The organism is Halomonas sp. CKK8 (assembly GCF_029625235.1).
Lineage (GTDB): Bacteria > Pseudomonadota > Gammaproteobacteria > Pseudomonadales > Halomonadaceae > Halomonas > Halomonas ventosae.
Window position 1 is genome coordinate 2,421,482 of record NZ_CP121193.1, and the last position, 26,963, is coordinate 2,448,444.

Here is a 26,963-nt window from a genome sequence, read left to right on the forward strand (position 1 = left end):
CGTTATACCGGATTGGCACCCGCCTGTCAGGGGGATGACAACAGCGCGATGCTGTGCCGTCTCCGATGGATCAGGCGGGCAGGATGGCGCCCATCCGGAAGACCTCACGCAGACTGGTGATGCCGGCATCGGCCTTGGCCAGGCCATCGGCAAACATCAGGGTCTCGCCCCGCTCCAGCAGGGTGCGTCGCAGAACGGCGTCATCGGCATGGCGCAGCAACAGGCCGTGATCCTCCGGGGTGGGCTGCCAGATCTCGAATACCCCGGTACGCTCGCGGTAGCCCAGGCCATCGCAGTGTACACACCCCACTGGGATCCAGGCCTGCTCGGGCACCTCGAGCCCCACCGCCTCGAGCCACTGGGCATCCTGGGACGGTGTCGGCCGCTGCTCACGGCAGTGCTCGCAGAGCCGGCGCACCAGACGCTGGGCGATCACCAGGCCAAGGCTGGCGCTGATCTCGGCATCCTCCAACCCCAGCTGTCGCAGTGTGGAGACAGCCCCGACGGCATCGCGACTGTGCAGTGTGCCCATCAGCGACCGCCCGCTGCCGGCCACGCTGACCGCCGCCGCGGCGGAGCCGGGATCCCGGATCTCGCCGATCAGCACGTAGTCCGGGTCCAGGCGCAGCATGGAGCGGGTACCAGTGGCGAAGTCCAGCCCGTTCTCGGCATCCACCTGGATCTGGTTGATGCCGGGAATGGCATACTCCACCGGGTCCTCCAGCGTCACCACGTGACTCTCGGTGAGGCGCAGCTGGTTCAGCAGGGTATAGAGGGTGGTGGTCTTGCCGGCACCGGTGGGCCCCGCCACCAGCAGCATGCCGCCGGTCGCGTCCATCCAGCGACGAATGCCTCGAGCCCCCTGCTCACCGATCCCCAGCGAGAGGGTGTCATGGAAGGTCCGAGGGGGCGCAAGAAAGCGGATGGCCAGCTTCTCCCCGGCCACACAGTTCACGGCAGTGACACGCAGGAAGATCTCCTCACCCCCCTCCTCGGCAGGGGGCCAGCTGAAGCTTCCTTCGCTGGCGACCCGCGAGGGCATGGGATCGAGCCTGGCGAGCACCTTGAACTGGTTGGCCAACTGGAGGCCATCGCCGACATCGAGGTCCAGCACTTCAATAACCCGACCGTCGATGCGAAGACGGATGCGCCATCGTTCGCGGGAAGGATCGAGGTGGATGTCGCTGGCCCGCGCGCGGATGGCATCCTCGAGCAGCTCATGGGCCATCAGGGTGTCATCCTCGGGCCCTGGCGGGTCGGCCAGCAGGGCCTCGAGCCGCGACAGGAGTCGACGCCCCGCCGGCTGGCGTTCCTCGGCCATCAGTCGTGACGCTCGACGATGAACTGGGACATCAGCTTGTCGGTACGGCCGCGCAGGTGCATCTCGGTGGTGTCGAAGGGAAAGCGATCGATGTAGTCACGGTTTACGGGCGGCTTGTGGACATGCACCAGCGCCGCCTCGAGCCGCTCGCGGTAGACATAGGTCGCGGCCGCCACGCTATAGCAGAGCACCTCCCCGACTTCGAGCCGGCTGGCCCACTCCTCGCGAAGCTCGTGGTGACGAATGCGTTGGCGCACATCGCCGGACTCGCCGATATAGAGCAGTCGCTCGATGCCGGGCTCGCCAGCGTCTGCGGCCGTACCGGCATAGACACAGAAGATCCCCGATATGTCAGGAATCTCGCCAAGCTGCTCGTCCGTCCAGTAGCCCAGCAGCTTGAGTGACAGGATCTGATCCGACATCGCTTTCTCCTCAGTAGTCCTCGAGTCGTTGCATGTCGCGGGCCAGGCGACGCACCTCGGCCTCGTGTCCGCTGGAGAGCGAGGCGAAGAACTCGCGCTCGGCCTCCGCGGTTGCCCGCTCGACACGATGAGCATACAGGTCCTGAAGCGTCCTGTGCATGGTCAGCGCCGTAGAGAGCACATCCTGCACGCTGTCGCACGATACACACTCGGTGAGACGATCGAGGGTGGGTGCATGGGGAAAGTCGGCAGGGTCGTCGAACCAGGTCTCGAGCACCTTGCGATGGTCGCTACCTTCCTCGAGGTAGTTGGCCAGCTCGGTCTGCATCTTGCGCTCGTGCTCGGCGAGGTACTCCAGGGCCATGCGAACCCGATCGCTCACGTCACCGGCCGCCAGCTGGTCGTACTGCTCCGCCAGCCCCCGGTGGTAGTCGGCCGCCCAGGCGACCAGTTCCTTGACCTGATGAAAGCGCATTGCGACTCCTCCTACTGATGCCCTGAGACGGGCGGATAGTCCATGCCTTCATCCTAGCCAAGCCGTGTCCATCACGCTTGATGCATATCAACTCAAGGAGATACTGGCATGCCGAGGGAAGCCCTGGAGGCGCAATGGAGGGCATCGCGCATCAGCCGAACAGCCCCTGGCTGCGCAGGTAGTCGTCGTAGCTGCCGCTGAAGTCGGTGACCCCCTGCTCGCTCATGTCCAGGATACGGGTCGCCAGGGAGGAGACGAACTCGCGGTCGTGGCTGACGAAGATCAGGGTGCCGGGATAGTTCTCCAGTGCCAGGTTGAGTGCCTCGATGGACTCCATGTCCAGGTGGTTGGTGGGCTCGTCCATCAACAGCACGTTGGGTCGGGTCAGGGCCAGCTTGCCGAACAGCATGCGGCCCTGCTCGCCACCGGAGATCACCTTGACCGACTTGCCGATGTCGTCGCTGGAGAAGAGCATCCTGCCCAGGGCGCCGCGCACCTCCTGCTCGCCGCCCTTCGTCCACTGGGCCATCCACTCGAAGAGCGTGGCATCAAAGGCGAAGTCGTCGGCGTGGTCCTGGGCGAAGACCCCGAGCTCGGCACTGTCGGTCCAGCGCACGGCACCGGTATCGGGATGCAGCTCGCCGGCCAGGGTGCGCAGCAGGGTCGTCTTGCCGATGCCGTTGGGGCCGATGATGGCGATGCGCTCGCCGGCTTCCACGGTCATCGAGAAGCGCTCGAAGAGCGGTGCCTCCTCGGCGAACCCCTTGGTGATCGCCTCGACGTTGACCGCGTTGCGATGGATCTTCCTGGCCTGCTCGAAGCGGATGAAGGGGCTGACCCGGCTGGAGGGCTTGATCTCCTCGAGCTTGATCTTGTCGATCTGCCGCGCGCGGGAGGTCGCCTGCTTGGCCTTCGAGGCGTTGGCCGAGAAGCGGCTGACGAAGGCCTGCAGCTCGGCGATCTGCGCCTTCTTCTTGGCGTTGTCGGCATGCTGGCGTTCGCGCACGGCGGTGGCGGCGGTCATGTAGTCGTCGTAGTTGCCGGGGAACAGCGTGATCTCGCCATAGTCCAGGTCGGCCATGTGGGTGCAGACGCTGTTGAGGAAGTGGCGGTCGTGGGAAATGATGATCATGGTGCTGTTGCGCGCCGTGAGCATCCCTTCCAGCCAGCGGATGGTGTTGATGTCCAGGTGGTTGGTGGGCTCGTCGAGCAGCAGCACGTCGGGGTCGGCGAACAGCGCCTGGGCGAGCAGCACGCGCAGCTTCCAGCCCGGCGCGATCTCGCTCATGGGGCCCGTGTGCTGGTGCAGCGGGATGCCGAGCCCCAGCAGCAGCTCCCCGGCCCGGGCCTCGGCGGTATAGCCATCGAGCTCGGCGAAGCGCACCTCGAGGTCGGCCACGGCCATGCCGTCCGCCTCGCTCATCTCGGGCAGCGAGTAGATGCGCTCGCGCTCGGCGGCCACCTGCCACAGCTCGGCATTGCCCATGATCACGGTGTCGATGACCCGCTCGTCCTCGAAGGCGAACTGGTCCTGGCGCAGCTTGCCGAGCCGGGCCCCGGACTCGACCATCACCTGTCCCGAGGAGGGTTCCAGGTCACCGCCGAGGATCTTCATGAAGGTGGACTTGCCGCAGCCGTTGGCACCGATCAGGCCGTAGCGGTGACCGTTGCCGAACTTGATGGAGACATTCTCGAACAGCGGCTTGGCGCCGAACTGCATGGTGATATTGGCGGTGGAGATCAATGAGGGGTCCAGGTCAGTGCGTGAAAGGGGCGCGATTGTACCGGTTATCGCCGCCGCCCACACCCGGGGCCGCGCGACGGGACGCACAGCAAGCTATGCTCCCTGGAAAGCACAGAGTCTGTGGCGGGTTGTGGGAGCGCAATTCATTGCGCGATTACGCCAACAGGAGCCCTGGTGGCAATAGAGGCCCGGGGGCATCGGCCATCGCGCAGCGGAGCTGCGCTCCCACAAGCGCACAGAGCCAACATCGAGTTGTGGGAGCGACCTTCAGATCCGGTTCGACGCCTCGACGATGGCGCCGTCAGGCGCCCGAGACGCATCCGCCCAAGCCTAGAGCAGCAGCTCCCCCTCGATGGGCACGAAGTGGCTGGCCGCGCGGACCAACGAATCGGCGGTAAGCCGTTCCACGCCGACCACCTCCACCACCACCCCGTAACGCTCGCGCATCCGCTCGACCAGCAGGTCGAAGTCGCCATCGCCCGAGACCAGCACCACCCGGTCGACGCGGGGCGCGGCCTCGATGGCATCCAGGGCGATGCCCACGTCCCAGTCGCCCTTGGCAGAGCCGTCACGGCGCTGGATGTAGGGCTTGAGCTTCACGGCAAAGCCGATGCCGCGCAGGATGGCCTGGAACTGGCGCTGCCGGGGGTCACCGCGGTCCACCGCATAGGCATTGGCCAGCACCACCTCGCGACCAGCCGCGAAGCGCGCCCAGAAGGCGTTGTAGTCGAAGTGCCGGCCGAAGGCCTCGCGGGTGGTGTAGTAGACGTTCTGGACGTCGACCAGGATGGCGACGCGCTCCCGGTCCGCCTGGCGCGTCCTCGCTACCACTCCTCGCTGGTCTCGCGCAGGGCGGCGATCTCGGCCTTGGCCTCGGCGAGGCACCAACGCAACTCCTCCCCCAGCGCCGCACCGCTGCCCACGGCGATCAACCCACGGGCAGCGCCGGTGGCGCGCCGGGCCACGCCGTCGCTGCCGTGCAGGGCCTCGAGCTTGCCGACCAGCCAGGCCAGCCAACTGTCGGGGCGCATGGCCAGCTCACGCAGGCGGTGCAGCTCGGCGATGCCGGCGCCCTCGGGGCCGAGCAATTCGCGCCAGTCGTGGCGCTCCAGGTGGGCGTGCTCGGTGACCTCGCGCAGCAGCGACTGCAGCGCCAGCTCGGCCAGCGCCAGGCTGCCCTCCTCCGCGGCCATGCGCCGGGCCTCGGCATGCTCGTCGTCGCCGGCCGGCACGTCGAGCAGCAGCGCCGCCTGGTAGAGCAGCTGGTTGGTGCGGGATCTCGGGGTCACTTGCGCTTGTCCTCCACCTGCCACTTGTAGCCATCGAAGGTCGCGCGCCAGCCAGTGGCCTTGCCACCCTCGTCGGTCATCACGAACTGCTCCCTGGCCTTGCGCGAGTAGCGGATCTGCGCCGGACGGCCGTCCGGATCCTCGCTGGGGGCGTCGAGCAGGTAGCGATACTTGTCGGGCAGCTCCTCGGCGTGGGCCTTGAGCTCCTTGACCAGCGGCGGGCGGGTCTCACGGTTCTTGGGGAACTTGCTGGCCGCCAGGAAGAGGCCGCTGGCGCCATCACGCAGCACGTAGTGGTCCTCGACCTTCTGGCAGGCGAGCTCCGGCATATCGATCGGATCCATCTTGGGCGGCGCCACCTCGCCGCTGCGCAGCAGCTTGCGGGTGTTCTTGCACTCGCTGTTGGTGCAGCCGAAGTACTTGCCGAAACGCCCGGTCTTGAGCTGCATCTCGCTGCCGCACTTGTCGCACTCGATGGTCGGACCGTCATAGCCCTTGATGCGGAACTTGCCGTGCTCGACCTCGTGGCCGTCGCAATCCGGGCTGTTGCCACAGATATGCAGCTTGCGGGTCTCGTCGATCAGGTAGCTGTCCATGGCGGTGCCGCACTTCGGACAGCGATGCTTGGCCCGCAGCGCGTCGGTCTCGGCGTCCTCGCCGGCATCGGCGGCCACCGCCTCGTCGCCGGGCAGCAGGTCGATGGTGGTCTTGCAGCGCTCCTTGGGCGGCAGGTTGTAGCCGGAGCAGCCCAGGAAGACCCCCGTGGAGGCGGTGCGGATCTGCATCTTGCGTCCGCAGGTCGGGCAGTCGATGTCGGTGGGCACCGGCTGGTTGGGCCGCATGCCCTCCTCGCTCTCGGCGACGGCGAGCTCCTTCTTGAACTCGGCGTAGAAGGCATCGAGCAGCGCCTGCCAGTTGCGCTCGCCCTCGGCCACCTCGTCGAGGCCATCCTCCATGCGGGCGGTGAAGGAGTAGTCCATCAGGTCGGGGAAGGACTCCTTGAGGCGCTCGGTGACGATGTCGCCGAGCTTCTCGGCATAGAAGCGCCGGTTCTCCAGCGTGACGTAGCCGCGATCCTGGATGGTGGAGATGATCGAGGCATAGGTGGAGGGACGACCAATGCCGCGCTTCTCGAGCTCCTTGACCAGGCTCGCCTCGGTATAGCGGGCCGGCGGCTTGGTGAAGTGCTGCTGGGGATCGAGCGCCTCCAGGGTCATCGGGGTCCCCTCGGCGAGGTCCGGCAGCGACTGGTCCTCCTCCTTGCGCCCCATCGGCTTCATGACCCGGGTGTAGCCGTCGAACTTCAGCACCCGCCCCTTGGCACGCAGCTCGTAGCCATCGACCTCCACGGTCAGGGTGCTGGAGAGGTATTCGGCGGGCGTCATCTGGCAGGCCACGAACTGGCGCCAGATCAGCTCATAGAGACGCTCGGCGTCGCGCTCCATGCCGGCCAGGTCGGTGGCGCGGCGGGCCACGTCGGAGGGACGGATAGCCTCGTGGGCTTCCTGGGCGCCCTCCTTGCTGGAGTAGCGATTGGGCGCCTCGGGCAGGTAACGCTGGCCGAATTCGGTGCCGATGAACTCGCGCACGTTCTCCACAGCATCCTTCGAGAGGTTGGTGGAATCGGTCCGCATGTAGGTGATGTAGCCGGCCTCGTAGAGACGCTGGGCCAGGGTCATGGTCTTCTTCACCGAGAAGCCCAGCCGGCCACTGGCCGCCTGCTGCAGCGTCGAGGTGATGAAGGGCGCATTGGGCTTGGAGCGCGTGGGCTTGTCTTCCCGCGCGGTGATCGCCAGGCTCGCCTTCCTGAGCGCCGCGATGCGCTCCAGCGTCTCGGCCTCGGAGGTCGGCCGGAACGCCTTGCCATCCTGGCGCACCAGCTCGAAGCGCACCGTCGCCGGGTCGTCGCCGGCAGGCTTCAGGTCGGCATGGACGTCCCAGAACTCCTCGGGGATGAAGGCGTGGATCTCGCGCTCGCGCTCGACGATCAGGCGAGTGGCCACCGACTGGACCCGGCCGGCGGAGAGGCCACGGGCAATCTTGGCCCACAGCAGCGGCGAGAGCATGAAGCCGACCACGCGATCGAGGAAGCGACGGGCCTGCTGCGCCTCGACGCGGGGGATGTTCAGGTTGCCGGGATCCTGGAAGGCCTCGCGGATGGCGTTCTTGGTGATCTCGTTGAACACCACCCGCCGGTAGCGGGACTCGTCGCCACCGATCGTCTCGCGCAAGTGCCAGGCGATGGCCTCCCCCTCGCGGTCAAGGTCGGTGGCGAGATAGACCGCATCGGCCTTCTCGGCGAGCTTCTGGAGCTCGGCAACCACCTTCTCCTTGCCCGGCAGGATCTCGTAGTGCGCCTTCCAGCCGTGCTCGGGGTCGATGCCCATGCGCCGGATCAACTGGTCATGGGCCTTGCGCTTGCGATGCTCGGCCTTCTCCTCCGCGGACATCTTGCGGGTCTCCGCGGCCTGGCGCGCACGCTCCTTGGGATCCGTGGCTGCCTTGCCCGAGCCGCTGGTCGGCAGGTCACGGATGTGCCCCACGCTCGACTTCACGATGAAGTCGTTGCCGAGATACTTGTTGATCGTCTTGGCCTTGGCGGGCGACTCGACGATGACCAGTGACTTGCCCATAGTGCTCCACTGTGCTGATGGCGCCAGCTGCAACGCTGGCGCCAGACGGTTTCGGCCCGCCCTGTCCGGCGGGTGAAAAATGCGCTTACCCTACCCCAGCGGTCGCCGTCACGCCAGTCGCCGCCGGAACCCCCGGTCAGGCAATCGCGGCCACCCGGGGGTAGGCGGCCTCTTGAAACTAGCTCCCTGTGCACCATCACGCCAAGCCGGCGGAGGCGCCCTCCTCAACGACGGCGCCCCCGCCGAAGAGCGGCGGGGGCGCAGGTGCCAGAGGGCGGGCGATCAGCCCTTGCGGGGCTTGCGTGGCGTCCGCCGACGCGGCGTGGCGCGGCTGGCCGGCTTGCGCTTGGCCGGTGCCTTGGTGCCAGCAGCGGCACCCTGGTTCGCCGGCGATGCCTCGTTGGCACTGGGCTCGGCGGCAGACGAGGCCTCGCTGGCCGACTTGCCGGGGGCGCTTTCCACGGGCGCCTCGGCGCCGGCCTCACTGCCCGGCGCTTGCGCCGGAGCTTCGGCAGCGGACTCACTGCTGGGCGATGGCGCCGGGGCCTCGGCGACAGACTCACGGGACGGCTCCGGGGCCGCGGGAGTGGTCTCCTCGGCCGGCTCCCGCGCCGATGCCTCGACAGAGGTCTGTTCGGCGACGGTCTCTTCCGCGACGGTCTCTTCCGCGACGGTCTCTTCTGCGACGGCCTCTTCGGCGACGGTCTCGGCCGCCGGGATATCGCCGGTTGCCTTGCCCACGGCCTCCTTCACTGCGGCCTGCTCGGCGGGTTCTGCCGGTGCCCGCTCGGCAACGGGGAGCGACTCCATCAGGCTTTCCACCTCACGGCGGGCCGCCTCACCGGCCATCGCCTCGCTGGCCACCCTGGCCTGGGCATCGCGAAGCGCCTCCTGCTCCTCCTCAGGGGCATGCTGGATGGCCTGGTGGAACAGCCCCTTGATGCGTTCGAAGCGGTCCGCCGCGTGCTCGCTCAACTCACCACTGGCCGCCAGGACATGCTCGATATGCGCCAGGTGGCCATCGATCTGGCTGGCCGTCTGCCCCTTGAGCAGGGTCGGGATAGCCTCAAGGGCTGCCTCATGGTCCTGCTGGAGGGTGAAGAACTGCTCACGCACCATATGCTTGAAGTCGGCCAGCTGGATGCCCGGCTCGAGCTCGGCGCGCGAGGCCCGCAGCCGCTTGAAGTTGCGCTCGTCGGTCGCCGGGGCGCCGCCCAGCACATGGATCACCGAACGCATGACCGCCTCGTGGCTGCCTCCCTCGGTGATCGCGTGGTGGACCTCCTCACGGCGACGCTCGATGAAGCGGCGGTGCTCGGGTTCGGCCCCCGGGCGACGACGGTGCACATGGGCGTCACCGCCCAGGCCCACCATGGCCTGCAGCATCGGCTGGCCGTAGAAGTCGAGGAAGAAACGCTCGCTGCTGCTGTCGCGCAGGTCTCGCCAGGCATTCAGGCTGCGGGTGACCTGGTCGGACAGGATGCCTTCCACCGCACGGAAGACGTTGTCCTCGTGCACCGGGTGGCGGTCGGCGCGCACCTTCTCGGCCAGCACCGGTACCGCGGTCATCAAGGGGTTGCGATCGGAGAGCAGACGGTACCCCATGCGGTTGGGGTGCATGCGGCGCATCCACTTGGCCGACTCGGGCGTGGCCAGGGCCTGGATCCAGGGCTGCATGAAGAACCGGTAGAACCCCAGGTTGATCTCGGAGATCCGGGCCACGGTAGCGAAACGGGTATCGTCATCGGGGCGGTGCTGGACCTCCTGGTCGAGCTCCTCGATGGTCCGCGGCGAGAACTCCAGCAGGTAGTCGCGCTCGATCAGCTCGGCATCCTCGCGCTCGGCGGCACTGGAGACCGTGGTCTCGTAGAGCCCGGGCGGCAGGACGTCGATGTAGTCCATGTTGGCGGTGAACTCGGCATGCTCCTTGCGGGAGACGCTGCCGGACACGAAGATACCGAGGTGGCCGGTGGTGTCATGGACGCAGTAGACGATGGTCTGCTCGTTAGCGATGACGTCCTCGACCCCCTCGTAGAGGTCGCGCACCCAGCCCAGGGCCTGTGGCGGCGGGGTGATGTCATCGCCCTTCGAGCAGAACACCACCACCGGTGAACGCACGTTGCGCAGGTCGATGCGACGCCCGTCGGAGGTCACCAGCTGGGCCGTCGAGAGGCGGTTGCCGACGAAGAGGTTGTCGACGATGTACTGGATCTCGTCACCGCCCAGCACCACATGACCGCCCCACCAGCGTTCGAACTCCAGGTAGCGATCCGCCTCGGTATCGACCTTGGAGTAGAGCTGGTACTGCTTGCTCCACCAGGTGTTGGCCGGATTCAGGCGCTCGAAGTTCTGGACCAGCCAGGCACCGTCGAAAAGCCCCGCCCCGAGGTCGCTGAACAGCGCCGTCATCCAGCTGCCGCCGGTCAGCCCCCCGGTATAGCGCATCGGCGCCTTGCCACGCTCGCCAGCCCAGTAGGAGAGCGGCGCGCCGGCGATCAGGATCGGGCCGAAGAGCTGGGGCTCGAGGGCCGCGGCCATCATGATCTGCCAGCCGGCCTGGCAGTTGCCGACCACCATGGGTTTCTCGGAGGTCTCCGGGTGGCGCTCGATGACGTGACGCAGGAAGGCGACCTCGGCCTCCACCACGTCCTCGACGGTCTGCCCCTGGACCGGATAGGGCAGGAAGCCGATGAAGTAGCAGGGATGCCCCGCCCGCAGGGCCACGCCGATCTCGCTGTCGGGCTTGAAGCCGCCGATGCCCGGGCCATGGCCGGCACGCGGGTCCACCACCACGAAGGGGCGCATCTGCAGGTCGGTCTCCACGCCCTGGGGTGGCAGGATGCGCAGCAGCTCGTAGTTGACCGGGCGAGACAGCTGACGTCCGTCCACCAGCACCTCGGCATCAAAGCCCAGCACGTTGGGCTTGGTCTTCTCGATATGCTCGAGGTACTGGTTGCCGCGCTGTCGCATGACATCCATGAAGAGCACGCTGCGCTCCAGGGTGTCCCGCCAGTAGTCGCAGGCCGCGCGTCCGAAACCGAACGGATCCACGAAGGGCAGCACGCTGGCTGCAGGAGTCGGTATCAGGGGATTCATCTTGAGCTCCAGGGTTGCTCGATGCCGGGATGTGCCCGGCGACGATGCATGAAATTGGGCTTTGTTGCAGTGCAATATAGCGCATGAGCGTTGCCGCTGCGAGCGCCGGATGCCGCAGTCCTAAGCAGCATTCAGGGCATCCATGCTGCCGCCGCGGCCTCGCCCAACAGCTCGTCCAGGGCGCGGCGCCCCCGCCGCCAGGCCACCTCGGGACGCCGCCCCCAGGCCACCAGGCGAGCCATTCCTCCTCCCGCGGAGCGGTCCAGCCGCAGGCCGGGGCCGCCACCGAAGTGCACCGCCGGAGCGAGGGGTAACTGCCACAGCAGGGCATGTCCTCTCGCCTCGAGCCTCGACTGGCGATGGCGCAGGGGCTCGCCCGCGGCGAGCCTCAGCTGCTCGACCACCGGATCGATGCCGATCAGCGCCTCGTCGAGGGCCTCGTCGCCGGAAAGCCCCGGCGACATGGCCTCGAAGCCGATGACGTTGCCAGCCACCCGGAAGGTGGCGACGACCAGCCCGACCGGCCCCAGGCTGGCCACCCCCTGCACCGCAAGTTGTCCCAGGTAGCTGCGCTGCTCCGGCGTCAGCCAGGGCACGGGCGCAAGCGCCGGCCCTGACCGGGGCGCATGGCGTACCGCCAGGTGCACCACCCGACCCTGTCCGTCGGCCAGTACCGGCACCCTCACCCGGTGCCCCTCCCCGTCCGCGGGCGCCAGCGGCAGGCCGGCCTCGCGCATCAGCCGCCGCATGGCGGCACGGTCGGCCATGGCCTCGAGCATGACCTCGCCCGGGGCGATCAGGCGCAGTGCCGCCAGCCCCTGGGCCACGACCAGCAGGCGCGAGAAGTCGCGGTCAGTCCGCCAAGACAAGCGGGCGCTCCGTGGGCCAGGTGGGCAATTTCAGGAAGCGCCTCGGCGGTGCTAGCATGTGTGTGAGTCCCTCAGGAACCGGAAGGCGTGCCGCCGGCAAACGAACCATGACCTCACCCCAGTTGCTCAACCGGCTGACCTTTCGCCAGCTGCAGGTGTTTCGTGCCGTCTATGACCAGCACTCCTATTCGCGGGCGGCCGAGACCCTGGGACTGACCCAGCCCGCGGTCAGTGCCCAGATCCGCCAGCTCGAGCAGGCCCTGGGACAGCCACTGTTCAAGTACGCCGGGCGCACCCTCCACCTGCTCCCCGCCGCCGATGCCCTGGCGGCCTCGGCAAGGGCCATCTTCGGTCAGGTCTCGCGCCTGCAGATGACCCTCTCCGACATGGCCGGGACCATCCGCGGCGAGCTCAACCTGGCGGCTGTCTCCACGGCCCAGTATGTGGTGCCCTACCTGCTGGCCCGCTTTCGCGCCCGTTATCCCAGCGTCCGGGTGCGCCTGCGCGTCTGCAACCGCAGCCAGGCACTGGAACGGCTGGCCAAGCGTTGCGACGACCTGGTGATCATGGCGCGGGTACCCGAGGACGAGGCCCTGGCCTTCATGCCGATCCTCGACAACGAGATGATCCCCGTGGTGTGGCCGGGTCACCCGCTGCTCGAGGCCGAGGCCCCTACCCTGGAGGACTTCGCCCGCCACTATGTGCTGATGCGCGAGCCCGGCTCCGGCGTGCGCAGCGCCTTCGAGGAGCTCGCCGCCGACCAGGACGTCCGGCTGCCCCATGCCATCGAGCTGGGCAGCAACGAGGCCGTCAAGCAGGGCGTGATGGCACAGCTCGGGGTCTCGGTGCTGCCACGGCTCGCGGTTCGCCTGGAGGTGGCGGCGGGCCTGCTGGCGCCGCTCGCCCTGCCCGGTTTTCCACTGCGCCACTCCTGGTGCACCGTGCATCCCAGGGACCGCTTCCCGACGCCGGTCACCGAGCTGTTCCTACACTTCGTGCGCGAGCACCTGGCCGAGCTGCACACCCACTTCAGTGCGCCGCCGAGCCCACTGCCGAGCCATGGCGTCGACTGCCTGCCGGTGACCGCCTACTGACCGGCAATGCCACTGACCCAGGTCACGAGCGTCGCGGGCCCGGCTGTCCAGCATGGCGAATCCTGTGGTATTTTATCAGCTTGCGACCCACGTATCATTCGACGTGCCAGGCTGCCTGGAACCGCCGATCGGCGCACTCCCGGAGACCCCGCGGCAGCGCCCTCATGGCGTCGACAGCCGGCGAGCAGAGAGGCTCACAGCTATGAGCGACACCCCCTCCCCACGCGTTTCCAGCGGCGAGAAGTACCGCAACGACCATGGCACGGCCGCCATCAAGGATGGCATGAAGGCGCGTCGCCAGGTCGAGGACGGCGGTGCCGACGGACGCAAGCCGAAGTGGCTGCGTGCCCAGATTCCCGGCGGCGAGCGCTTCGAGGCGGTCAAGAAGAACGTGGCCACCCACCGCCTCAGCACCGTCTGTGCCGAGTCGCACTGTCCCAACCAGGGCGAGTGCTGGAGCAACGGCACCGCGACCATCATGCTGATGGGCTCGGTATGCACTCGGGCCTGCCGCTTCTGCGCGGTGGATACCGGCAATCCCCGGGGCTGGCTGGATCCGGAGGAGCCGGAGAACACCGCACGCTCGGTCGAGCTGATGGGGCTGCGCTATATCGTGCTGACCTCCGTGGACCGTGACGACCTCCCCGATGGCGGCGCTACCCACTACGCCGACTGCATCCGTGCCATCAAGGCCCGCACGCCCGAGGTGGTGGTCGAGGCGCTCACGCCGGACTTCGACGCCGCGCCCGAGGCAATCGAGCGGGTGGTCGACTCGGGACTGGAGGTCTTCGCCCAGAACGTCGAGACGGTCGAGCGGCTCACCGGACGCGTCCGCGACCCCCGAGCCGGTTACCGCAAGACCCTGGACGTGCTGGCCCACGCAAAGCGTCACCGGCCGCAGGTGATCACCAAGACCAGCCTGATGCTCGGCCTCGGCGAGACCGAGGAGGAGATCCTGGCGACCTTCGACGACCTGCGGGCCATCGGCGTCGACATCGTGACCCTGGGCCAGTACCTGCGCCCCACCCGCAACCACCTGCCGGTGGAGCGCTGGGTCACCCCGGAGGAGTTCGAGCGCTATCGCGTGCTGGGCCTCGAGAAGGGCTTCATGGAGGTGCCGTCCGGCCCCCTGGTGCGCTCCAGTTACCGGGCCGACCGGGTTTTCGAGAAGAACAACCTGGGTCTGGCGGCCCCCGCCGAGGTGCCCGGCCAGTCGGCCGACCCGAACCGCATCGACGCCGTCAACGTGGGCTAAGCACCCCTGTTGTGGGAGCGATCTTCAGATCGCGATGGAATCCGGCAAGAATCGCGAAACAAGTCGAGCCGTCCGCCCCCACAAGAGCACCCAGATGCTATTGAAGGATGTGGCTCCACCATCGCGAAGCAAGCTTCGCTCCCACAGGAGTGCTTCGCCTCCCTCATTCCATATTAAGAAGAACTAAAATAACCCCGCCGGATTCGACTCGGCGGGGCTTCTCGTTTGCTACCTCAGCACCTGCCGCCCATCACGGGTCAGCTTGGCGGCTCGGCGCTGTCAACTCGCGACCAAGCTCCCGCGCCAGGCACTCGGCCAGGCGCTCGCCCACCGCCTCGACGCCTGGGCAGTCGTCGCTCAGGTCCGCCAGCCGCGTCATGGCCATGCCGGCATAGCCACAGGGATTGATCCGCGAGAACGGCGAGAGGTCGCCGTTCACGTTGAGGGCTACCCCGTGGAAGCTGGCGCCACGACGGATCCTCAGTCCCAGCGAGGCGATCTTGGCCTCCCCCACATAGACGCCGGGCGCATCGGGACGCGCGTGGGCCACCACGCCATGCTCTGCCAGCAAGGCAATCACCGCATTCTCCAGGGCGCTGACCAGCTCGCGTACCCCCAGCCGCGAGCGCCGCACGTCGAGCAGCGGGTAGAGCACGACCTGCCCGGGCCCGTGGTAGGTCACCTGACCGCCGCGGTCGGTGGCCACCACCGGAATGTCGCCGGGCATGAGCAGGTGTTCGGGCTTGCCGGCCTGCCCCTGGGTGAACACCGGATCGTGCTCGACCAGCCAGAACTGATCGGGTGTCTGCGCATCGCGGCCGTCGGTGAGGTCACGCATGGCCTGCCAGACGGGCGTATAGGGCCGACGACCGAGGCGATGCAAGAGGATCGGTGACAGCACGCTCTCGCCTGCCATCAGACGACCATGTGCACGCGGCCGGTGGCCTTGAGCTCATCGAAGAGCGCCTTGAGCTGCGCCTCGCCGGTGGCGCGGATCGTCAGGCGCACCGACTGGAAGCGACCGCGGCGGCTGGGCACCACCTGGATAGCACTCGCGTCGAAGCCCGGATCATGCCGGATGACGATCTGGCAGACCGTGGCGGCGAAATCCTCGGCAGCGTCGCCGACGACCTTGATCGGGTAGTCGCAGGGAAAGGTGATCTTCGGCGGCTTGCCACCCGCCTGGCGACGGGGCTTGCGAAGGTCACGCAGGGAGTTGTCGTTCATGAAGCCTTCCGGCGGGTCGTGGATATCCGAGCATTTTACTCAACCTGGCGTGGGGAGACCAACGCCGAGAGGTCAAGGGGTCAAGGGGTCAAGGGGTCAAGGGGTCAAGGGGTCAAGGGGTCAAGAGAACATGGGAACAAGAAGCAAGCCAAGGGGTTTGCTTGCTCCTTGATCCTTGTGCCTAGCGGCTGGCCGAAGGCCTTAGTCGAACCAGCCACCGATCAGGTTGGTGAAGAAGCGCCGGACCTGGTCGAAGAAGCGCTTGAACAGCCCCCCCTCCTCGACGCTCTCGAGGGCGACCAGGGGACGTTCACCGACCACCTCCTCGCCCTGGCGCACCTCCATGGTCCCCACCCGATCGCCGGCCGCGATGGGGGCGGTGAGGTCGGCCTGGATGTCGAGCTTGGCGGTGAGTTCCTCGCTGCGGGCACGCGGGACGGTCATGACCACGTTGCGATCGACGCCGACGCGCAGCTCGTTCTTGTCGCCGCCCCAGACCCGTGGCGTATTGAGCACGGCGCCGGCGTCATAGAGCTTGAGGGTCTCGTAGTAGCGGAAGCCGTAGCTGAGCAGCTTCTGGGTCTCCTGGGCGCGAGCCTCATCGGACGCGGTGCCCATCACCACCGAGATCAGACGCATGTCGTCGCGCTCGGCCGAGGCCACCAGGCAGTAGCCCGCGGCCTCGGTCCAGCCGGTCTTCAGGCCGTCGACGCTGCTGTCGCGCCACAACAGCCGGTTGCGGTTGGGCTGCTCGATGCCGCCGTAGCTGAACTGCTTGCTGGCGTAGTTGGCGTAGTGTTCCGGATAGTCATTGATGATGTGCTGGGAGAGCAGCGCCAGGTCTCGGGCCGAGGAGTAGTGGTTGTCGTCGGGCAGGCCGGTGGCATTGACGAAGTTGGTGTTGTGCATGCCCAGCCGGGTGGCGTGCTGGTTCATCAGGTCGGCGAAGGGACGCTCGCCACCGGCCAGGTGTTCGGCCATGGCCACGCTGGCATCGTTGCCCGAGACGATGATGATGCCCTTGAGCAGCTCGTCGACCGCCACCAGGGTGTCGACCTCGATGAACATCTTGGAGCCCCCGGTGCGCCAGGCCTTCTCGCTGATGGGCACCAGGTCCTCCGGCGCGATGTTGCCCCGGTCGAGCTCGCGCTCCACGAGGTAGGCCGTCATCAGCTTGGTCAGGCTGGCCGGCGGCAGGCGCTCGTCGGCGTTGTGCTCCACCAGCACCCGCCCGCTGTCGGCATCCATCAGGATCCAGGAGCTGGCTGCCAGTTGCGGCGGCGAGGGGATCATGGTCTGCGGCGTCGGGATCACCTGGGCCGTGGCCTGTGACACGACCAGCAGCAGGCTGATCAGCAGCGGCAACAGCCGGCAGCGGCGGAAGAAAGGCGTGAATCTCATGGCAGGAGTTCTCATCAAGGGCATCGCGGGGTGGTTCGAAAAAAGGGGCACCGACTCAGTCGGCATCGTTGACGACAAAGGCCTGGGCAAAGCCCGCCCGACGCAGCTGCTCGCGGACAGGGTCCACCTGGTCGGCATCTTCCAGCGGGCCGACCTGGACCCGATGGAGGCCGGTGGCACTGGCGACGCGCACGGGGCGGTCGATCTCGCCTTCCAGGCGCGACTTGAGCTGCCGGGCACTGTCGGCGGAGCCCAGGGCCGCGACCTGCAGGAAGACGCCACTGCCGGTCATGGGCCTGTCGCGCGCGGCCGCTGGCGCGGCGGGGGCCGGTGCCACCGCTTCGCTGCGGGTCGAGGGGGCCCTTGCCGCCCGGTACGCATCGCCGTTGTCGGCAATCCAGCGCTCCACGTCGATGGCCTCGACCTTCACCCGTCCGGTCCCCTGCTCGAGGATACCCAGGCGGGCCGCCGCCGCGTAGGAGAGGTCGATCTCGCGGTCGCTGTGGAAGGGGCCTCGGTCGTTGACCCGCACGATCGCCGAGCGGCCGTTTTCCAGGCTGGTGACACGCACGAAGCTCGGCAGGGGCAGGGAGCGGTGGGCGGCGCTCATCTTGTACATGTCGTAGATCTCGCCATTGGAGGTTGCATAGCCATGGAACTTCTCGCCGTACCAGGAGGCCCTGCCCCGGCGGCTATAGCCACTGGCATCCGCCATCACCTCGTAGCGCTTGCCCCATACCTCGTAGGGCGACTTGTTGCCTCCCCTGGAACGCGCCTCGCGACGCGGCACCGCGTCGGGCACCTCGGCGACATCGGGTGGATCCTCGGGATAGGCGTCACCGGCCAGGGCATAGCGTTCGCCGCTTCCCGACGTGGCCGGCGCCTGGCTGGACGCCTCACCGGAAGAAGGACGGGAACCGCCACCGCCCCCGGCACAGCCGGCCAGCAGCAGCATCACGCTCAGGGCGGCACAGGTGCGTCTCATGAGGCCTCCTCCGGGGTGGTGTCGGTGGCGTCGAGCCAGTGGGCCTCCAGGCCCCGCGCCTCGGCAATCGCCTCGGCCAGCTCGGTCACCGCCATGGCATAGAGATGGCTGTGGTTATAGCGGGTGATCACGTAGAAATTGTGCTCGCCGAGCACGTAGCGCCAGGCGTCCTCGCCAACCTCCAGCGCCACCGGCAGCAGGCGATGATCGTCGGCCAGCGCATCCGGGACCTCGAGACCCGCCGCGGCGAGGTCCGCTGCCGGCACCGCGGGGGGGCGGGCGGCACGATTGAAGTCAATCTCCTCGGGAGGCATGGCGGGGCCCTCGGCCTCGTGGTAGATCGGCTCGTCGGCTCGCCAGCCATGTTCGGCGAAGTAGTTGGCCACGCTGCCGATGGCGTCCCCCGGGTTGGTCCAGAGGTCACGGACCCCGTCGCCGTCGAAGTCCACGGCGTAGGCCCGGTAGCTGGTGGGAATGAACTGCGGATAGCCCATGGCCCCCGCGTAGGAGCCGGTCAGGCTGCCGGGAGCCCGCTCCTCCTCGTAGGCGATCTCCAGGAAGGCGGCCAGTTCGCCGCGGAAGAAGCCCCCCCGGCTGGGGTGATGAAAGGCCAGGGTCGCCAGGGAGTCGAGGACGCGATGATTGCCGGTAACGCCGCCGTAGCGGGTCTCCACGCCGATGATGGCGGCGATGACCGCCGGTGGCACGCCATATTCCTTCTCGGCCCGCTCGAAGGCCGCGGGATGGGCCTCGATGAAGGCGACCCCGTTGGCGATGCGCGGGGCGTCCAGGAAGATGGCACGATACTCGTGCCAGGTGAGGCGGCGTTCGGCGGCGCCGGCCATGGCATCCAGCACCGGCTGGCGGAACTCGGCCTCCGCCAGGGCCGCCTGGAGCCAGTCGCGGGCGACGCCCTTGTCGGCCAGTTCCTCCATAAGGCGCCGCGCCTCGGAATGGCGCTGCGGATCGAAGTCCGCCGCCAGGCCGGTCGTCGCCCCCCATGCCAGCAGCCCGCCCGCGAGCCAGGCCATCCAGCGCTTTCTCCATGGTGACGACACCGTCATCGTTGCTCTCCCTGAAAGCTGAATGCTGACTGCTGCCTAGCGCGGCAGCAGGCGGCGGTGGGCATGAATGGCCATGAGAATACCGAAACCCGCCATCAAGGTCACGCTGGAGGTCCCCCCGTAGCTGACCAGCGGGAGCGGCACGCCGACCACTGGCAGGATGCCGCTAACCATGCCCACGTTGACGAAGACATAGATGAAGAAGGTCAGGATGATGCTGCCCGCCACCAGGCGCCCGAAGGTCTCCTGGGCGGCGCCGGCCAGCCAGAGTCCGCGCCCCACGATCAGCAGGTACAGCAGCAGGAAGGCCAGCATCCCCACCAGTCCGAACTCCTCGCCGAGCACCGCGACGATGAAGTCGGTATGGCGCTCGGGCAGGAACTCCAGCTGCGACTGGGTGCCCTGCAGCCAGCCCTTGCCCCAGAAGCCTCCGCTGCCGATGGCGGTGGTCGACTGGATGATATTCCAGCCCGCGCCAAGCGGGTCGCTCTCGGGGTCGAGGAAGGTCAGAACCCGCTGGCGCTGGTAGTTGTGCATGTTCATCCACAGCAGCGGCAGCGCGGCCGCCGCCAGCGCGCCGCAGAACAGGATGAAACGCCAGGAGAGCCCCGCCAGCAGGATCACGAAGACGCCGGCGATGGTGACCAGTAGCGAGGTGCCAAGGTCGGGCTGCTTGGCGATCAGCACCACCGGCAGGCCGATGATCGACGCGCAGACCAGCAGGTCGCGCCAGCGCGGTGGAAGCGGCTGGCGGCTCAGCCAGGCGGCGACCATCATCGGCATGGCCAGCTTCATCAGCTCCGAGGGCTGGAAGCGGATCACTCCGGGAATCACCAGCCAGCGCTGGGCGCCCATGCCCATGTCGCCGATCAGCTCCACGGCCACCAGCATCAACACGCCGGCCACGTAGACCGGTGGCGTCCAGCGCAACAGGGTCGTCGGCGAAAGCTGGGCGAGCCCGGCCATCACCCCCAGGGCCACACCGAAGCGGATGGCCTGGGCGTTCACCACTGCCATACGCTGGCCGCTGGCGCTGTAGAGCACCACCAGCCCGGCCAGCATCAGCACCAGCAGCATGCCGAGCAGCCAGGGGTCCATGTGGATCCGCTCCCACAGGCTGCGCCGCCGGGCGATACCGCTCAGCGAGGGCTTCACGGGATGGGCCCGCAGGCCACGGGTCAGCTCGCTCCAGCTCATCGTCAGTTCCCCGCCACCCGGTCGTCCTCGCGTTCGAGCACCTCGCGGACCTCCTCGGTATCCGGAGCCTCGTCCTCGAGCAGCCAGGCATCGGTCATCGCCTTGGCCAGGTGGGCGGCGTGAGTGCTGCCTCCGCCGGCATTCTCGACGATCACCGCCACGGCAATCTGGGGATCCTCCACCGGGGCGAAGGCCATGAACAGCGCATGGTCGCGCAGCCGCTCCTTGAGCTCGTCGGCGTTGTACTTCTGGTCCTGGCCCAGGGAGAAGACCTGGGCGGTACCGGACTTGCCGGCCATGCGGTACTCCAGGTCCTTGCCGATGCGCCGCGCGGTCCCCTCATGGCCCGAGACCACCTTCTCCATGCCGGAGAAGACGCGGTCCCACCACCCCTCGTTGTCGAGCGTGATATCGGGCGGGGTATCCGGCAGCTCGACGGGCACCTCCTCGTCACCGACCCGCTGGGCCAGGCGCGGCTTGACCCACTGGCCGCGGTTGGCCAGCACCGCCGTGGCGGTGGCCAGCTGCAGTGGGGTGAGCTGCCAGTAGCCCTGACCGATACCCACCGAGAGGGTCTCGCCGGGGTACCAGGGCTGGTTGAAGCGCCCGCGCTTCCAGTCCCGAGAGGGCATCAGCGCATCGCTCTCGCCCTGGACGTCATGGGCGACCCGCTGGCCGAAGCCGAAGGCCGACATGTTCTCGTGGATACGATCGATGCCCAGGTCATGGGCCAGAGAATAGAAATAGGTGTTGTTGGAGACGGCGATGGCACGTTCCAGATCGACACGGCCATGCCCCCAGCGAAGCCAGTTGCGGTAGCGCCGGGAGTCGTTGGGCAGCTGGTAGTAGCCGGGGTCGCGAATGGTGGTGTCGGGGGTGATCTTGCCCTCGGCCAGCCCCGCCAGGGCCAGGAAAGGCTTGATGGTGGAGCCCGGCGGATAGTGACCGCGGATCGCCCGGTTGTAGAGCGGCAGGTCCAGGTCTTCCTGCAGCGCCCGGTAGGAGGCGACGTCAATGCCGGTGACGAACTGGTTGCTGTCGAAGCCCGGCACCGACGCCAGGGCGAGGATCTCGCCGCTCGGCGGGGCGATCGCCACGATGGAGCCACGACGGCCGTCGAGCAGCTCCACGGCGAGCTTCTGCAGCCCGCTGTCCAGCGTCAGGGTCAGGTCCTTGCCCGGGACCGGGTCGGTGTGACCGAGCTCGCGCAGCACTCGGCCGCGGGCATTGGTCTCCACCTTGCGCAGCCCCGCCTGGCCGTGCAGTTCGTCCTCGTAGAAGCGCTCCACCCCTGTCTTGCCGATGAAGTGGGTGCCGGCATAGTTGCCCGAATCCAGGCCCGCGAGTTCCTCGGCGTTGATCCGCCCCACATAGCCCAGCGCGTGCACCATGGTCTCGGCATCGGGATAGTAGCGCAGCAGCTGGGCCTGGACCTCGACGCCGGGCAGGCGATGGCGATTGACCGCGAGCCGGGCGATCTGCTCCTCCTCGAGGTCGCTCATCAGCAATGCCGGCTGAAAGGGACGCTGGCGCTGGCGGGACCGCACCCGGAAGGCCTCGACTTCCTCCTCGGGAATCTCCAGCAGGTCGACCAGCAGCGACAGGGTGGCATCGAGGTCCTCGACCCGCTCGCGGACCAGGGTGAGATTGTAGGTAGGACGGTTCTCGGCCAGCAGCACGCCGTTGCGATCGTAGATCAGGCCGCGCGTGGGCGGCAGCGGCTCGACCCGCACCCGGTTCTTCTCGGAGCGGGTGCTGTAAACCTCGTGCTGAACCACCTGCAGGTAGAACAGCCGCCCGCCCAACAGCCCGGTCAGGCACACCACCACCAGCACGGCCAGCAGCGAGCGCATGCGGAAGACACGCAGCTCCTGTTCCGGGTTCTTCAGGGTTTCGCGGCGCCGACGCATGCTCGGTGATGACCTCGGTATGATGGAGCAGAAGAGCCTTCAGCGGCCCTGAAAAGAAGAGCCTTCAGCGGCCCTGAAAAGAAGAGCCTTCAGCGGCCCTGCACGGAAAGGGCCTTGAGCGCTGCCAGAGCGGAAAACGAACTTCAGCGATGATAGGGATGGCCGACCAGCAGGGTCCAGGCGCGGTAGAGCTGCTCGGCCAGCAGGATGCGCACCAGCGGATGGGGCAGTGTCAGCGGCGACAGCGACCAGTGCTGGTCGGCACTCGCCGAGAGCGACGGCTCCAGCCCATCCGGGCCCCCTACCAGCAGCACCACGTCACGCCCCTCGAGGCGCCAGGCGTCAGCCTCCCGGGCCAGCTGCTCGGTGCTCCAGGCCTTGCCCCCGACCTCCAGGGCGACCAGGTGCTCCCCGCCCTTGAGGCGCCCCCGGATGCGCTCGGCCTCCAGGGCCATGGCCCGGGTCACATCGGCATTCTTGCCGCGCTGCCCCGGCGCGATCTCCTCCACCTCCAGGGCGAAGTCCCGGGGCAGACGCTTGCGATACTCCTCGACACCCCGCGACACCCAGTCGGGCATGCGCGTGCCCACCGCCAGCAGGCGGAGCCTCATGAACCCGGCACCCCTTCCTCGAGACGGGATTCCGTATCGCTTGGCAAGTCGGCCCAGAGCCGCTCCAGGTCATAGAGCTGCCGGGTCTCGGGCAGCATCACGTGTACCACCAGGTTGCCCAGGTCGACCAGCACCCAGTCGGCGCCGTTCTCCCCCTCGATACCCAGCGGTGGAATGCCCTGCTCCTTGGCGGCCTGGACCACATTGTCGGCGAGCGCCGCTACGTGCCGACTGGAGGTACCGCTGGCCACCACCATCAGGTCGGTCACGCTGGTCAGTCCTGAGACGTCCAGGACGGCAATGTCCTGAGCCTTGAGGTCCTCCAGTGCGTCAATCACCAGAGTCTTGAGTGCGTCGATATGCATAGCCCTTCGTGTCAGCCCCTTCGTGTCAGCCCTTGGTCAGCGGGAAATCCTCACTCCCATTGTACCGGCTCGACGCCCGTGTGGGCAGCACTCACCCATGCCGATAGAGGCCCCGCGACAGCAGTTGGACCTCCACGGCCTCCGGCAGCAGGTAGCGCACGCTGCGGCCCGACGCCAGGCGCCGGCGTACCTCGGTGGCGGAGATCGCCATGCGCGATGGCAGCCGAAGGCGCAGCAGCCGCCCGGCGGGACGGGCCATCAGCGCCGCGCTCTCCTCGACCTCACGCCCCGCCAGCAGGTCAACCAGCGCCTCGGGCAGCGCCGCCTGGTGGTCCGGTCGATCGATCACCACCACGTGGGCCAGCGTGAAGAGTCTCTCCGGCTCGTGCCAGTCGGCCAGCCGCAGGAAGGCATCATGACCCAGCGCCATCACCAGGCGTGCATCATCGCCCAGTTCACGGCGCAACGAGGCCAGGGTGTCGGCACTGTAGGAGGGACCCTCACGTTCGAGCTCGCGGGGATCGGCGACCAGGCCCGGCGTGTCGCCGATCCCCAGCCGCAGGAGGGCAAGGCGGTCGGCGGCCGAGATCCGGGGCTCGCCGCGCAGCGGCGGCATGGCGGCGGGCACCATATGCACCCGGTCCAGGGCCAGCGCCTCGCGAAGCTCCACGGCACTGCGCAGGTGGCCCAGGTGCACCGGATCGAAGGTACCGCCGAGCATGGCAACCCGGGGCGGTCTCGGCGGGTCGCCATGCTCGGCCCTGACGGGCAGGCCAGTCTGGCTCACCGGCGCACCTGGCCGTCACCGAGCACCACGTACTTGCGGGTGGTCAGCCCCTCGAGCCCCACGGGGCCCCGGGCATGCAGGCGGTCGGTGGAGATGCCGATCTCGGCGCCCAGCCCGTACTCGAAGCCGTCGGCGAAGCGGGTCGAGGCGTTGACCATCACCGAGCTCGAGTCCACCTCGGCGAGGAAGCGACGCGCCAGGCCATAGTGCTCGGTGACGATGGCGTCGGTATGGCGCGAGCCATAGCGCTCGATATGCGCCATCGCGGCATCGATCCCGTCGACCACGCGGATGGCCAGCACCGGGGCCAGGTACTCCGCATGCCAGTCCGCCTCGCTGGCCTCGGCAATGTCGCCGAGGATCGCCCGGGTCCGCTCGCAGCCGCGCAGTTCGACGCCATGCTCGCCATAGGCGCGCGCCAGGGTCGGCAGCAGGGTCTCGGCCACCGGCGCATCGACCAGCAGGGTCTCCATGGTGTTGCAGGTGCCGTAGCGATGGGTCTTGGCATTGACTGCGATGGCCAGGGCCTTGTCGGGGTCGGCACTGGCATCGATATAGACGTGGCAGACGCCATCGAGGTGCTTGATCACCGGCACCCGCGCCTCCCGGGTGATGCGCTCGATCAACGACTTGCCGCCACGCGGGATGATCACGTCGACGTACTCCGGCATGCTGATCAGGCGGCCCACGGCGGCCCGGTCGGTGGTGGCCACCACCTGGACGGCCCCCTCGGGAAGGCCGGCGCGCGCCAGCCCGGCGCGGATACAGGCGGCGATGGCGGCGTTGGAGTCGCGCGCCTCGGACCCGCCTCGCAGGATGGCCGCGTTGCCGGACTTCAGGCACAGGCTCGCCGCCTCCAGGGTGACGTTGGGACGCGACTCGTAGATGATGCCGATCACCCCGAGGGGCACGCGCATCTGGCCCACCTGGATGCCGCTGGGCCGCGAGCGCAGTCCGTCGATCTCGCCGACCGGGTCCGGCAGGGCAGCGACCTGGGCGAGCCCGTCGATCATGGCATCGAGGCGCGTGTCGTCGAGCGCCAATCGGTCGAGCAGCGCCGCCTCCAGGCCGTTCTCGCGCCCCCGGGCAAGGTCGCGGGCATTGGCGTCCAGCACCTCCCCGCGGGCCTGCTCGAGCAGCTCGGCCATGGCCAGCAGAGCGGCGTTCTTGGCCGCGGTGTCGACGCGGCGCATTCGGGTGGCCGCCTCGCGGGCGCCCTGCCCCAGGCGCTGCATGTAGGCCTCGACATCGCCGATGTCGGGGGTCGCGGGGTCGTGATCCGAGCGGGAGGCTTGAGCTGTCATGCCGTTGCGTGTCTCCTGGGGCCGGCGACGCCGCGACAAGGGCGCTGCCGGCGTTATACTGTGCCGTAAACCGGGAAGGGAATCATACTAAGCCACCATGCAGACCAAGTACAAAGTCGGACTGCTGCGCGGCAACCTGCTGGTCGCGGCGCTGCTGCTGGCGCTGCTGGCCGTCGCCACGACGACCCTGACCGAGGCCCTGCTGCTGTGGCTGGCCGCGAGCTGGCTAGCCGTCACGGCGCTGCTGCTCGCCTTCAACCACCGTCGCCCCGCCACAGTGCCCTGGCAGCTGCTGCCCGGCCTGCTGCTGGCCGCCCTGCTGTGGGTGGATCCCGAGCGCCACGTCACCTGGCTGTGGGCCTGGGCGGTGCTGCTGATGCTGCCCCAGCCCCGCTGGATCCTGCTGCTCGAGACCGTGCTGGCCCTGGCCACCTGGTGGCCACTGCGCGAATTGTTGGGGCTCGAGCAGTGGGCCCTGGCCGGCCTGCTGCTCGCCGCCCTGATGCTGCTGGGGCTCTCCCGGGCCCTCGACCTTCGCGCGCTGCGCCAGAGCACCCTGCGCCGGGCCCGACTGGTGCCCGGCCTGCCGCTCTGGCCCGGCGCCAGGCTGAGCCAGGACCTCGACCTCGAGCGGCGCCGCAGCCATCGCGAGGGGGTACATGCCGAACTGCTGCTGCTGCACGCCCCGCGACACCGTTGCTGGTCTCTGGCCCACCGGCTCTGCCGACTGACCCACAGCTTCGAGCCCTGCTACCGCCTCGGCCCACGGACCCTGGCGGTGATCCTGACCAGCCGCAACCGCCGCGAGGCCGGGGAGCGCCGCGAGGCACTGTGGCGCCATCTCGACACTCGAGGCCCGGCCCGGGTGATCCCCCTGCACGAGCTGGCATCCCTGGCAGACGAACAGCAGACGCTGGCGCGACAGGCAGCAGGGCTCCAGGTCACCGGGGAAGCCGCCGATGCCTGAACGCCGATTCCGCTTCCTGCAGCTGTTCGCGGCCTGGTACGCCAGCGGCGCGCTGCTGCTGCTGGGCATGGCCCTGTGGCTCTACCTGATGGGCGAGTACGAGCGCCTTCCCCTCCCCGCCGCCCTCTTCCTGCTGATGTTGGTGGCTACCCTGCTGAGCGTGACGCGCGAGGATCACTCGCGGCTGGCCGCCTACCTGGTGCTGATCTGCGGTTACCTGCTGATCGCCGTGGAACTGCCCCGGCAGTCGGGGTTGCCGTCGCTGTGGGTGGGAGTGCCGCCGGTCCTCACCCTGCTGCTGCTGCCGCTGGGCCCGGCCATGCTGCTCAACGTGGCGCTGACGCCGGTCTGGCTGGCCCTGCTCGGCAATGGCGAGCTCGACCGCAACATGCTGCTGGGCTACCTGACGCTGGTGGTGGTGGCGGCCCTGGTCCCCTGGGAGCAGGTCCGCCAGCATGCCCTGCTGCGGGCCACCGACCCTCGCGATCCCGAGTGCCCGGCGGTGGGACGCGAGACCCTGCACGAGCGGCTGGCCAGCGAGGCCGAACGCGCCGCACTGCTCGGCCAGCCGCTGGCCGTGCTGCTGGTCCACCTGCACCAGCTGGAGATGGCGGAGGAGCAGTTCGGCCCGCGGGCGCGACAGGCCCTGCTGGACGGCCTCTGCCAGGCCGTCGCCAGCCGCTGCCGCGACCAGGATATCCTGGGCCGGGAGGGCCCGGCGGATTTCTGGCTGGTACTGCCGGACACCACCGAGAGCGGCGCCCTGCTGGTGCAGCAGCGGCTCGACCAGGCCCTCGAGCAGACCACCCTGATGGAGACCGGCCCGCTGGAGGCGCGGCTGCGCCTCTGCCGGCCGCGCCCGGGAGAGTCCCGGCAACGATTCGAGCAACGCCTGCAGGCCGTCGGCCAGTCGCTGGCCGATGGCTGAGCCGCGACACCGCGAGCGC

The 26,963-nt window shown here is 68.4% G+C and carries 24 protein-coding genes; 4 read left to right on the plus strand and 20 right to left on the minus strand.

All coding sequences use genetic code 11. The features are described from left to right. Positions 1–70: 70 nt before the first annotated feature. The 9 genes from P8934_RS11520 to P8934_RS11560 form a co-directional block, all read right to left on the minus strand. Positions 71–1,321, minus strand: a complete 1,251-nt coding sequence (locus P8934_RS11520; RefSeq protein ID WP_278031162.1) for an ATPase, T2SS/T4P/T4SS family — start codon at positions 1,319–1,321, stop codon at positions 71–73. Continuing rightward, positions 1,321–1,743: a GIY-YIG nuclease family protein gene (locus tag P8934_RS11525; RefSeq protein WP_278031163.1), complete on the minus strand. Its 423-nt coding sequence runs from the start codon at positions 1,741–1,743 to the stop codon at positions 1,321–1,323. Before P8934_RS11525 ends, P8934_RS11520 begins: the two co-directional genes overlap by 1 nt. 10 nt (positions 1,744–1,753) lie before the next feature. Beyond that, positions 1,754–2,218, minus strand: a complete 465-nt coding sequence (locus P8934_RS11530; protein ID WP_133635511.1) for a 2-hydroxyacyl-CoA dehydratase — start codon at positions 2,216–2,218, stop codon at positions 1,754–1,756. A 151-nt stretch (positions 2,219–2,369) separates the two neighbouring features. Next, entirely contained in the window at positions 2,370–3,962 is a 1,593-nt protein-coding gene (locus P8934_RS11535; protein ID WP_278031164.1) for an ABC-F family ATPase, read from the minus strand. 330 nt (positions 3,963–4,292) lie between these two features. Next, positions 4,293–4,793: an NYN domain-containing protein gene (locus P8934_RS11540; RefSeq protein WP_278031165.1), complete on the minus strand. Its 501-nt coding sequence runs from the start codon at positions 4,791–4,793 to the stop codon at positions 4,293–4,295. Continuing rightward, positions 4,787–5,251, minus strand: coding sequence for a DUF6586 family protein (locus tag P8934_RS11545; RefSeq protein ID WP_278031166.1), 465 nt, complete (start codon positions 5,249–5,251; stop codon positions 4,787–4,789). Before P8934_RS11545 ends, P8934_RS11540 begins: the two co-directional genes overlap by 7 nt. Next, the gene (gene topA, locus P8934_RS11550) at positions 5,248–7,884 is read right to left on the minus strand and encodes a type I DNA topoisomerase (RefSeq protein ID WP_278031167.1); all 2,637 of its coding nucleotides are present in this window, start codon (positions 7,882–7,884) and stop codon (positions 5,248–5,250) included. Before topA ends, P8934_RS11545 begins: the two co-directional genes overlap by 4 nt. A gap of 282 nt (positions 7,885–8,166) precedes the next feature. Beyond that, positions 8,167–10,980, minus strand: coding sequence for a DUF3141 domain-containing protein (locus tag P8934_RS11555; RefSeq protein ID WP_278031168.1), 2,814 nt, complete (start codon positions 10,978–10,980; stop codon positions 8,167–8,169). A 131-nt stretch (positions 10,981–11,111) separates the two neighbouring features. Further along, a complete protein-coding gene (locus P8934_RS11560) occupies positions 11,112–11,849 on the minus strand; it encodes a hypothetical protein (RefSeq protein WP_278031169.1) in 738 nt (245 codons plus the stop codon). Positions 11,850–11,956: 107 nt separating this feature from the next. Here P8934_RS11560 and P8934_RS11565 point away from each other — a divergent pair, with 107 nt between their 5' ends. Beyond that, positions 11,957–12,943 carry a LysR family transcriptional regulator gene (locus P8934_RS11565; protein ID WP_278031170.1) on the plus strand — a complete coding sequence of 329 codons (987 nt, stop codon included), beginning with the start codon at positions 11,957–11,959 and terminating at the stop codon, positions 12,941–12,943. Positions 12,944–13,145: 202 nt separating this feature from the next. Continuing rightward, on the plus strand, positions 13,146–14,198 hold the full coding sequence (lipA, locus tag P8934_RS11570) for a lipoyl synthase (RefSeq protein ID WP_278031171.1): 1,053 nt from the start codon (positions 13,146–13,148) through the stop codon (positions 14,196–14,198). A 250-nt stretch (positions 14,199–14,448) separates the two neighbouring features. Here the strand turns inward: lipA and lipB are convergent, their stop codons facing one another. From lipB to P8934_RS11625, 11 genes are all read right to left on the minus strand, one after another. Next, positions 14,449–15,114: a lipoyl(octanoyl) transferase LipB gene (gene lipB / locus P8934_RS11575; protein ID WP_278031172.1), complete on the minus strand. Its 666-nt coding sequence runs from the start codon at positions 15,112–15,114 to the stop codon at positions 14,449–14,451. Further along, entirely contained in the window at positions 15,114–15,425 is a 312-nt protein-coding gene (locus P8934_RS11580; protein WP_278031173.1) for a DUF493 domain-containing protein, read from the minus strand. The genes lipB and P8934_RS11580 overlap by 1 nt, the downstream gene beginning before the upstream one ends. Positions 15,426–15,626: 201 nt before the next feature. After that, complete coding sequence (locus P8934_RS11585; RefSeq protein WP_278031174.1) at positions 15,627–16,826, minus strand: D-alanyl-D-alanine carboxypeptidase family protein; 1,200 nt, start codon at positions 16,824–16,826, stop codon at positions 15,627–15,629. Positions 16,827–16,881: 55 nt separating this feature from the next. Next, a complete protein-coding gene (locus P8934_RS11590; protein ID WP_278031175.1) occupies positions 16,882–17,811 on the minus strand; it encodes a septal ring lytic transglycosylase RlpA family protein in 930 nt (309 codons plus the stop codon). Beyond that, on the minus strand, positions 17,808–18,842 hold the full coding sequence (mltB, locus tag P8934_RS11595) for a lytic murein transglycosylase B (protein ID WP_278031176.1): 1,035 nt from the start codon (positions 18,840–18,842) through the stop codon (positions 17,808–17,810). The genes P8934_RS11590 and mltB overlap by 4 nt, the downstream gene beginning before the upstream one ends. Before the next feature lie 69 nt (positions 18,843–18,911). Continuing rightward, positions 18,912–20,072 carry a rod shape-determining protein RodA gene (rodA, locus tag P8934_RS11600; protein WP_278031177.1) on the minus strand — a complete coding sequence of 387 codons (1,161 nt, stop codon included), beginning with the start codon at positions 20,070–20,072 and terminating at the stop codon, positions 18,912–18,914. 2 nt (positions 20,073–20,074) lie between these two features. Continuing rightward, positions 20,075–21,982 carry a penicillin-binding protein 2 gene (gene mrdA, locus P8934_RS11605; protein ID WP_278031178.1) on the minus strand — a complete coding sequence of 636 codons (1,908 nt, stop codon included), beginning with the start codon at positions 21,980–21,982 and terminating at the stop codon, positions 20,075–20,077. A gap of 143 nt (positions 21,983–22,125) precedes the next feature. After that, positions 22,126–22,593 (minus strand): 23S rRNA (pseudouridine(1915)-N(3))-methyltransferase RlmH, encoded by a 468-nt coding sequence (gene rlmH / locus P8934_RS11610; RefSeq protein ID WP_278031179.1) that lies wholly within the window; start codon positions 22,591–22,593, stop codon positions 22,126–22,128. Next, a complete protein-coding gene (rsfS, locus tag P8934_RS11615; protein ID WP_278031180.1) occupies positions 22,590–22,958 on the minus strand; it encodes a ribosome silencing factor in 369 nt (122 codons plus the stop codon). The genes rlmH and rsfS overlap by 4 nt, the downstream gene beginning before the upstream one ends. Positions 22,959–23,049: 91 nt before the next feature. After that, complete coding sequence (gene nadD / locus P8934_RS11620; protein ID WP_278034031.1) at positions 23,050–23,679, minus strand: nicotinate-nucleotide adenylyltransferase; 630 nt, start codon at positions 23,677–23,679, stop codon at positions 23,050–23,052. A gap of 62 nt (positions 23,680–23,741) precedes the next feature. Beyond that, positions 23,742–25,049, minus strand: coding sequence for a glutamate-5-semialdehyde dehydrogenase (locus tag P8934_RS11625; protein ID WP_278031181.1), 1,308 nt, complete (start codon positions 25,047–25,049; stop codon positions 23,742–23,744). Between the two features lie 97 nt (positions 25,050–25,146). Here P8934_RS11625 and P8934_RS11630 point away from each other — a divergent pair, with 97 nt between their 5' ends. Together P8934_RS11630 and P8934_RS11635 are read left to right on the plus strand one after the other, a co-directional pair. Beyond that, positions 25,147–26,016, plus strand: coding sequence for a hypothetical protein (locus P8934_RS11630; RefSeq protein WP_278031182.1), 870 nt, complete (start codon positions 25,147–25,149; stop codon positions 26,014–26,016). Beyond that, positions 26,009–26,944, plus strand: a complete 936-nt coding sequence (locus P8934_RS11635) for a diguanylate cyclase (RefSeq protein ID WP_278031183.1) — start codon at positions 26,009–26,011, stop codon at positions 26,942–26,944. Before P8934_RS11630 ends, P8934_RS11635 begins: the two co-directional genes overlap by 8 nt. Positions 26,945–26,963: the final 19 nt, after the last annotated feature.

Coding starts and splice junctions, on each gene's coding strand:
- P8934_RS11585 (WP_278031174.1), bottom strand. CDS start 16,826: ATGAGATTCACGCCTTTCTTCCGCCGCTGCCGGCTGTTGCCGCTGCTG.
- rlmH (WP_278031179.1), bottom strand. CDS start 22,593: ATGAGGCTCCGCCTGCTGGCGGTGGGCACGCGCATGCCCGACTGGGTG.
- P8934_RS11635 (WP_278031183.1), top strand. CDS start 26,009: ATGCCTGAACGCCGATTCCGCTTCCTGCAGCTGTTCGCGGCCTGGTAC.
- P8934_RS11580 (WP_278031173.1), bottom strand. CDS start 15,425: ATGAACGACAACTCCCTGCGTGACCTTCGCAAGCCCCGTCGCCAGGCG.
- P8934_RS11565 (WP_278031170.1), top strand. CDS start 11,957: ATGACCTCACCCCAGTTGCTCAACCGGCTGACCTTTCGCCAGCTGCAG.
- P8934_RS11630 (WP_278031182.1), top strand. CDS start 25,147: ATGCAGACCAAGTACAAAGTCGGACTGCTGCGCGGCAACCTGCTGGTC.
- mrdA (WP_278031178.1), bottom strand. CDS start 21,982: ATGCGTCGGCGCCGCGAAACCCTGAAGAACCCGGAACAGGAGCTGCGT.
- rodA (WP_278031177.1), bottom strand. CDS start 20,072: ATGAGCTGGAGCGAGCTGACCCGTGGCCTGCGGGCCCATCCCGTGAAG.
- P8934_RS11530 (WP_133635511.1), bottom strand. CDS start 2,218: ATGCGCTTTCATCAGGTCAAGGAACTGGTCGCCTGGGCGGCCGACTAC.
- nadD (WP_278034031.1), bottom strand. CDS start 23,679: ATGCTCGGCGGTACCTTCGATCCGGTGCACCTGGGCCACCTGCGCAGT.
- rsfS (WP_278031180.1), bottom strand. CDS start 22,958: ATGCATATCGACGCACTCAAGACTCTGGTGATTGACGCACTGGAGGAC.
- P8934_RS11555 (WP_278031168.1), bottom strand. CDS start 10,980: ATGAATCCCCTGATACCGACTCCTGCAGCCAGCGTGCTGCCCTTCGTG.
- mltB (WP_278031176.1), bottom strand. CDS start 18,842: ATGGCCTGGCTCGCGGGCGGGCTGCTGGCATGGGGGGCGACGACCGGC.
- lipB (WP_278031172.1), bottom strand. CDS start 15,114: ATGGCAGGCGAGAGCGTGCTGTCACCGATCCTCTTGCATCGCCTCGGT.
- P8934_RS11590 (WP_278031175.1), bottom strand. CDS start 17,811: ATGAGACGCACCTGTGCCGCCCTGAGCGTGATGCTGCTGCTGGCCGGC.
- P8934_RS11525 (WP_278031163.1), bottom strand. CDS start 1,743: ATGTCGGATCAGATCCTGTCACTCAAGCTGCTGGGCTACTGGACGGAC.
- P8934_RS11625 (WP_278031181.1), bottom strand. CDS start 25,049: ATGACAGCTCAAGCCTCCCGCTCGGATCACGACCCCGCGACCCCCGAC.
- P8934_RS11520 (WP_278031162.1), bottom strand. CDS start 1,321: ATGGCCGAGGAACGCCAGCCGGCGGGGCGTCGACTCCTGTCGCGGCTC.
- topA (WP_278031167.1), bottom strand. CDS start 7,884: ATGGGCAAGTCACTGGTCATCGTCGAGTCGCCCGCCAAGGCCAAGACG.
- lipA (WP_278031171.1), top strand. CDS start 13,146: ATGAGCGACACCCCCTCCCCACGCGTTTCCAGCGGCGAGAAGTACCGC.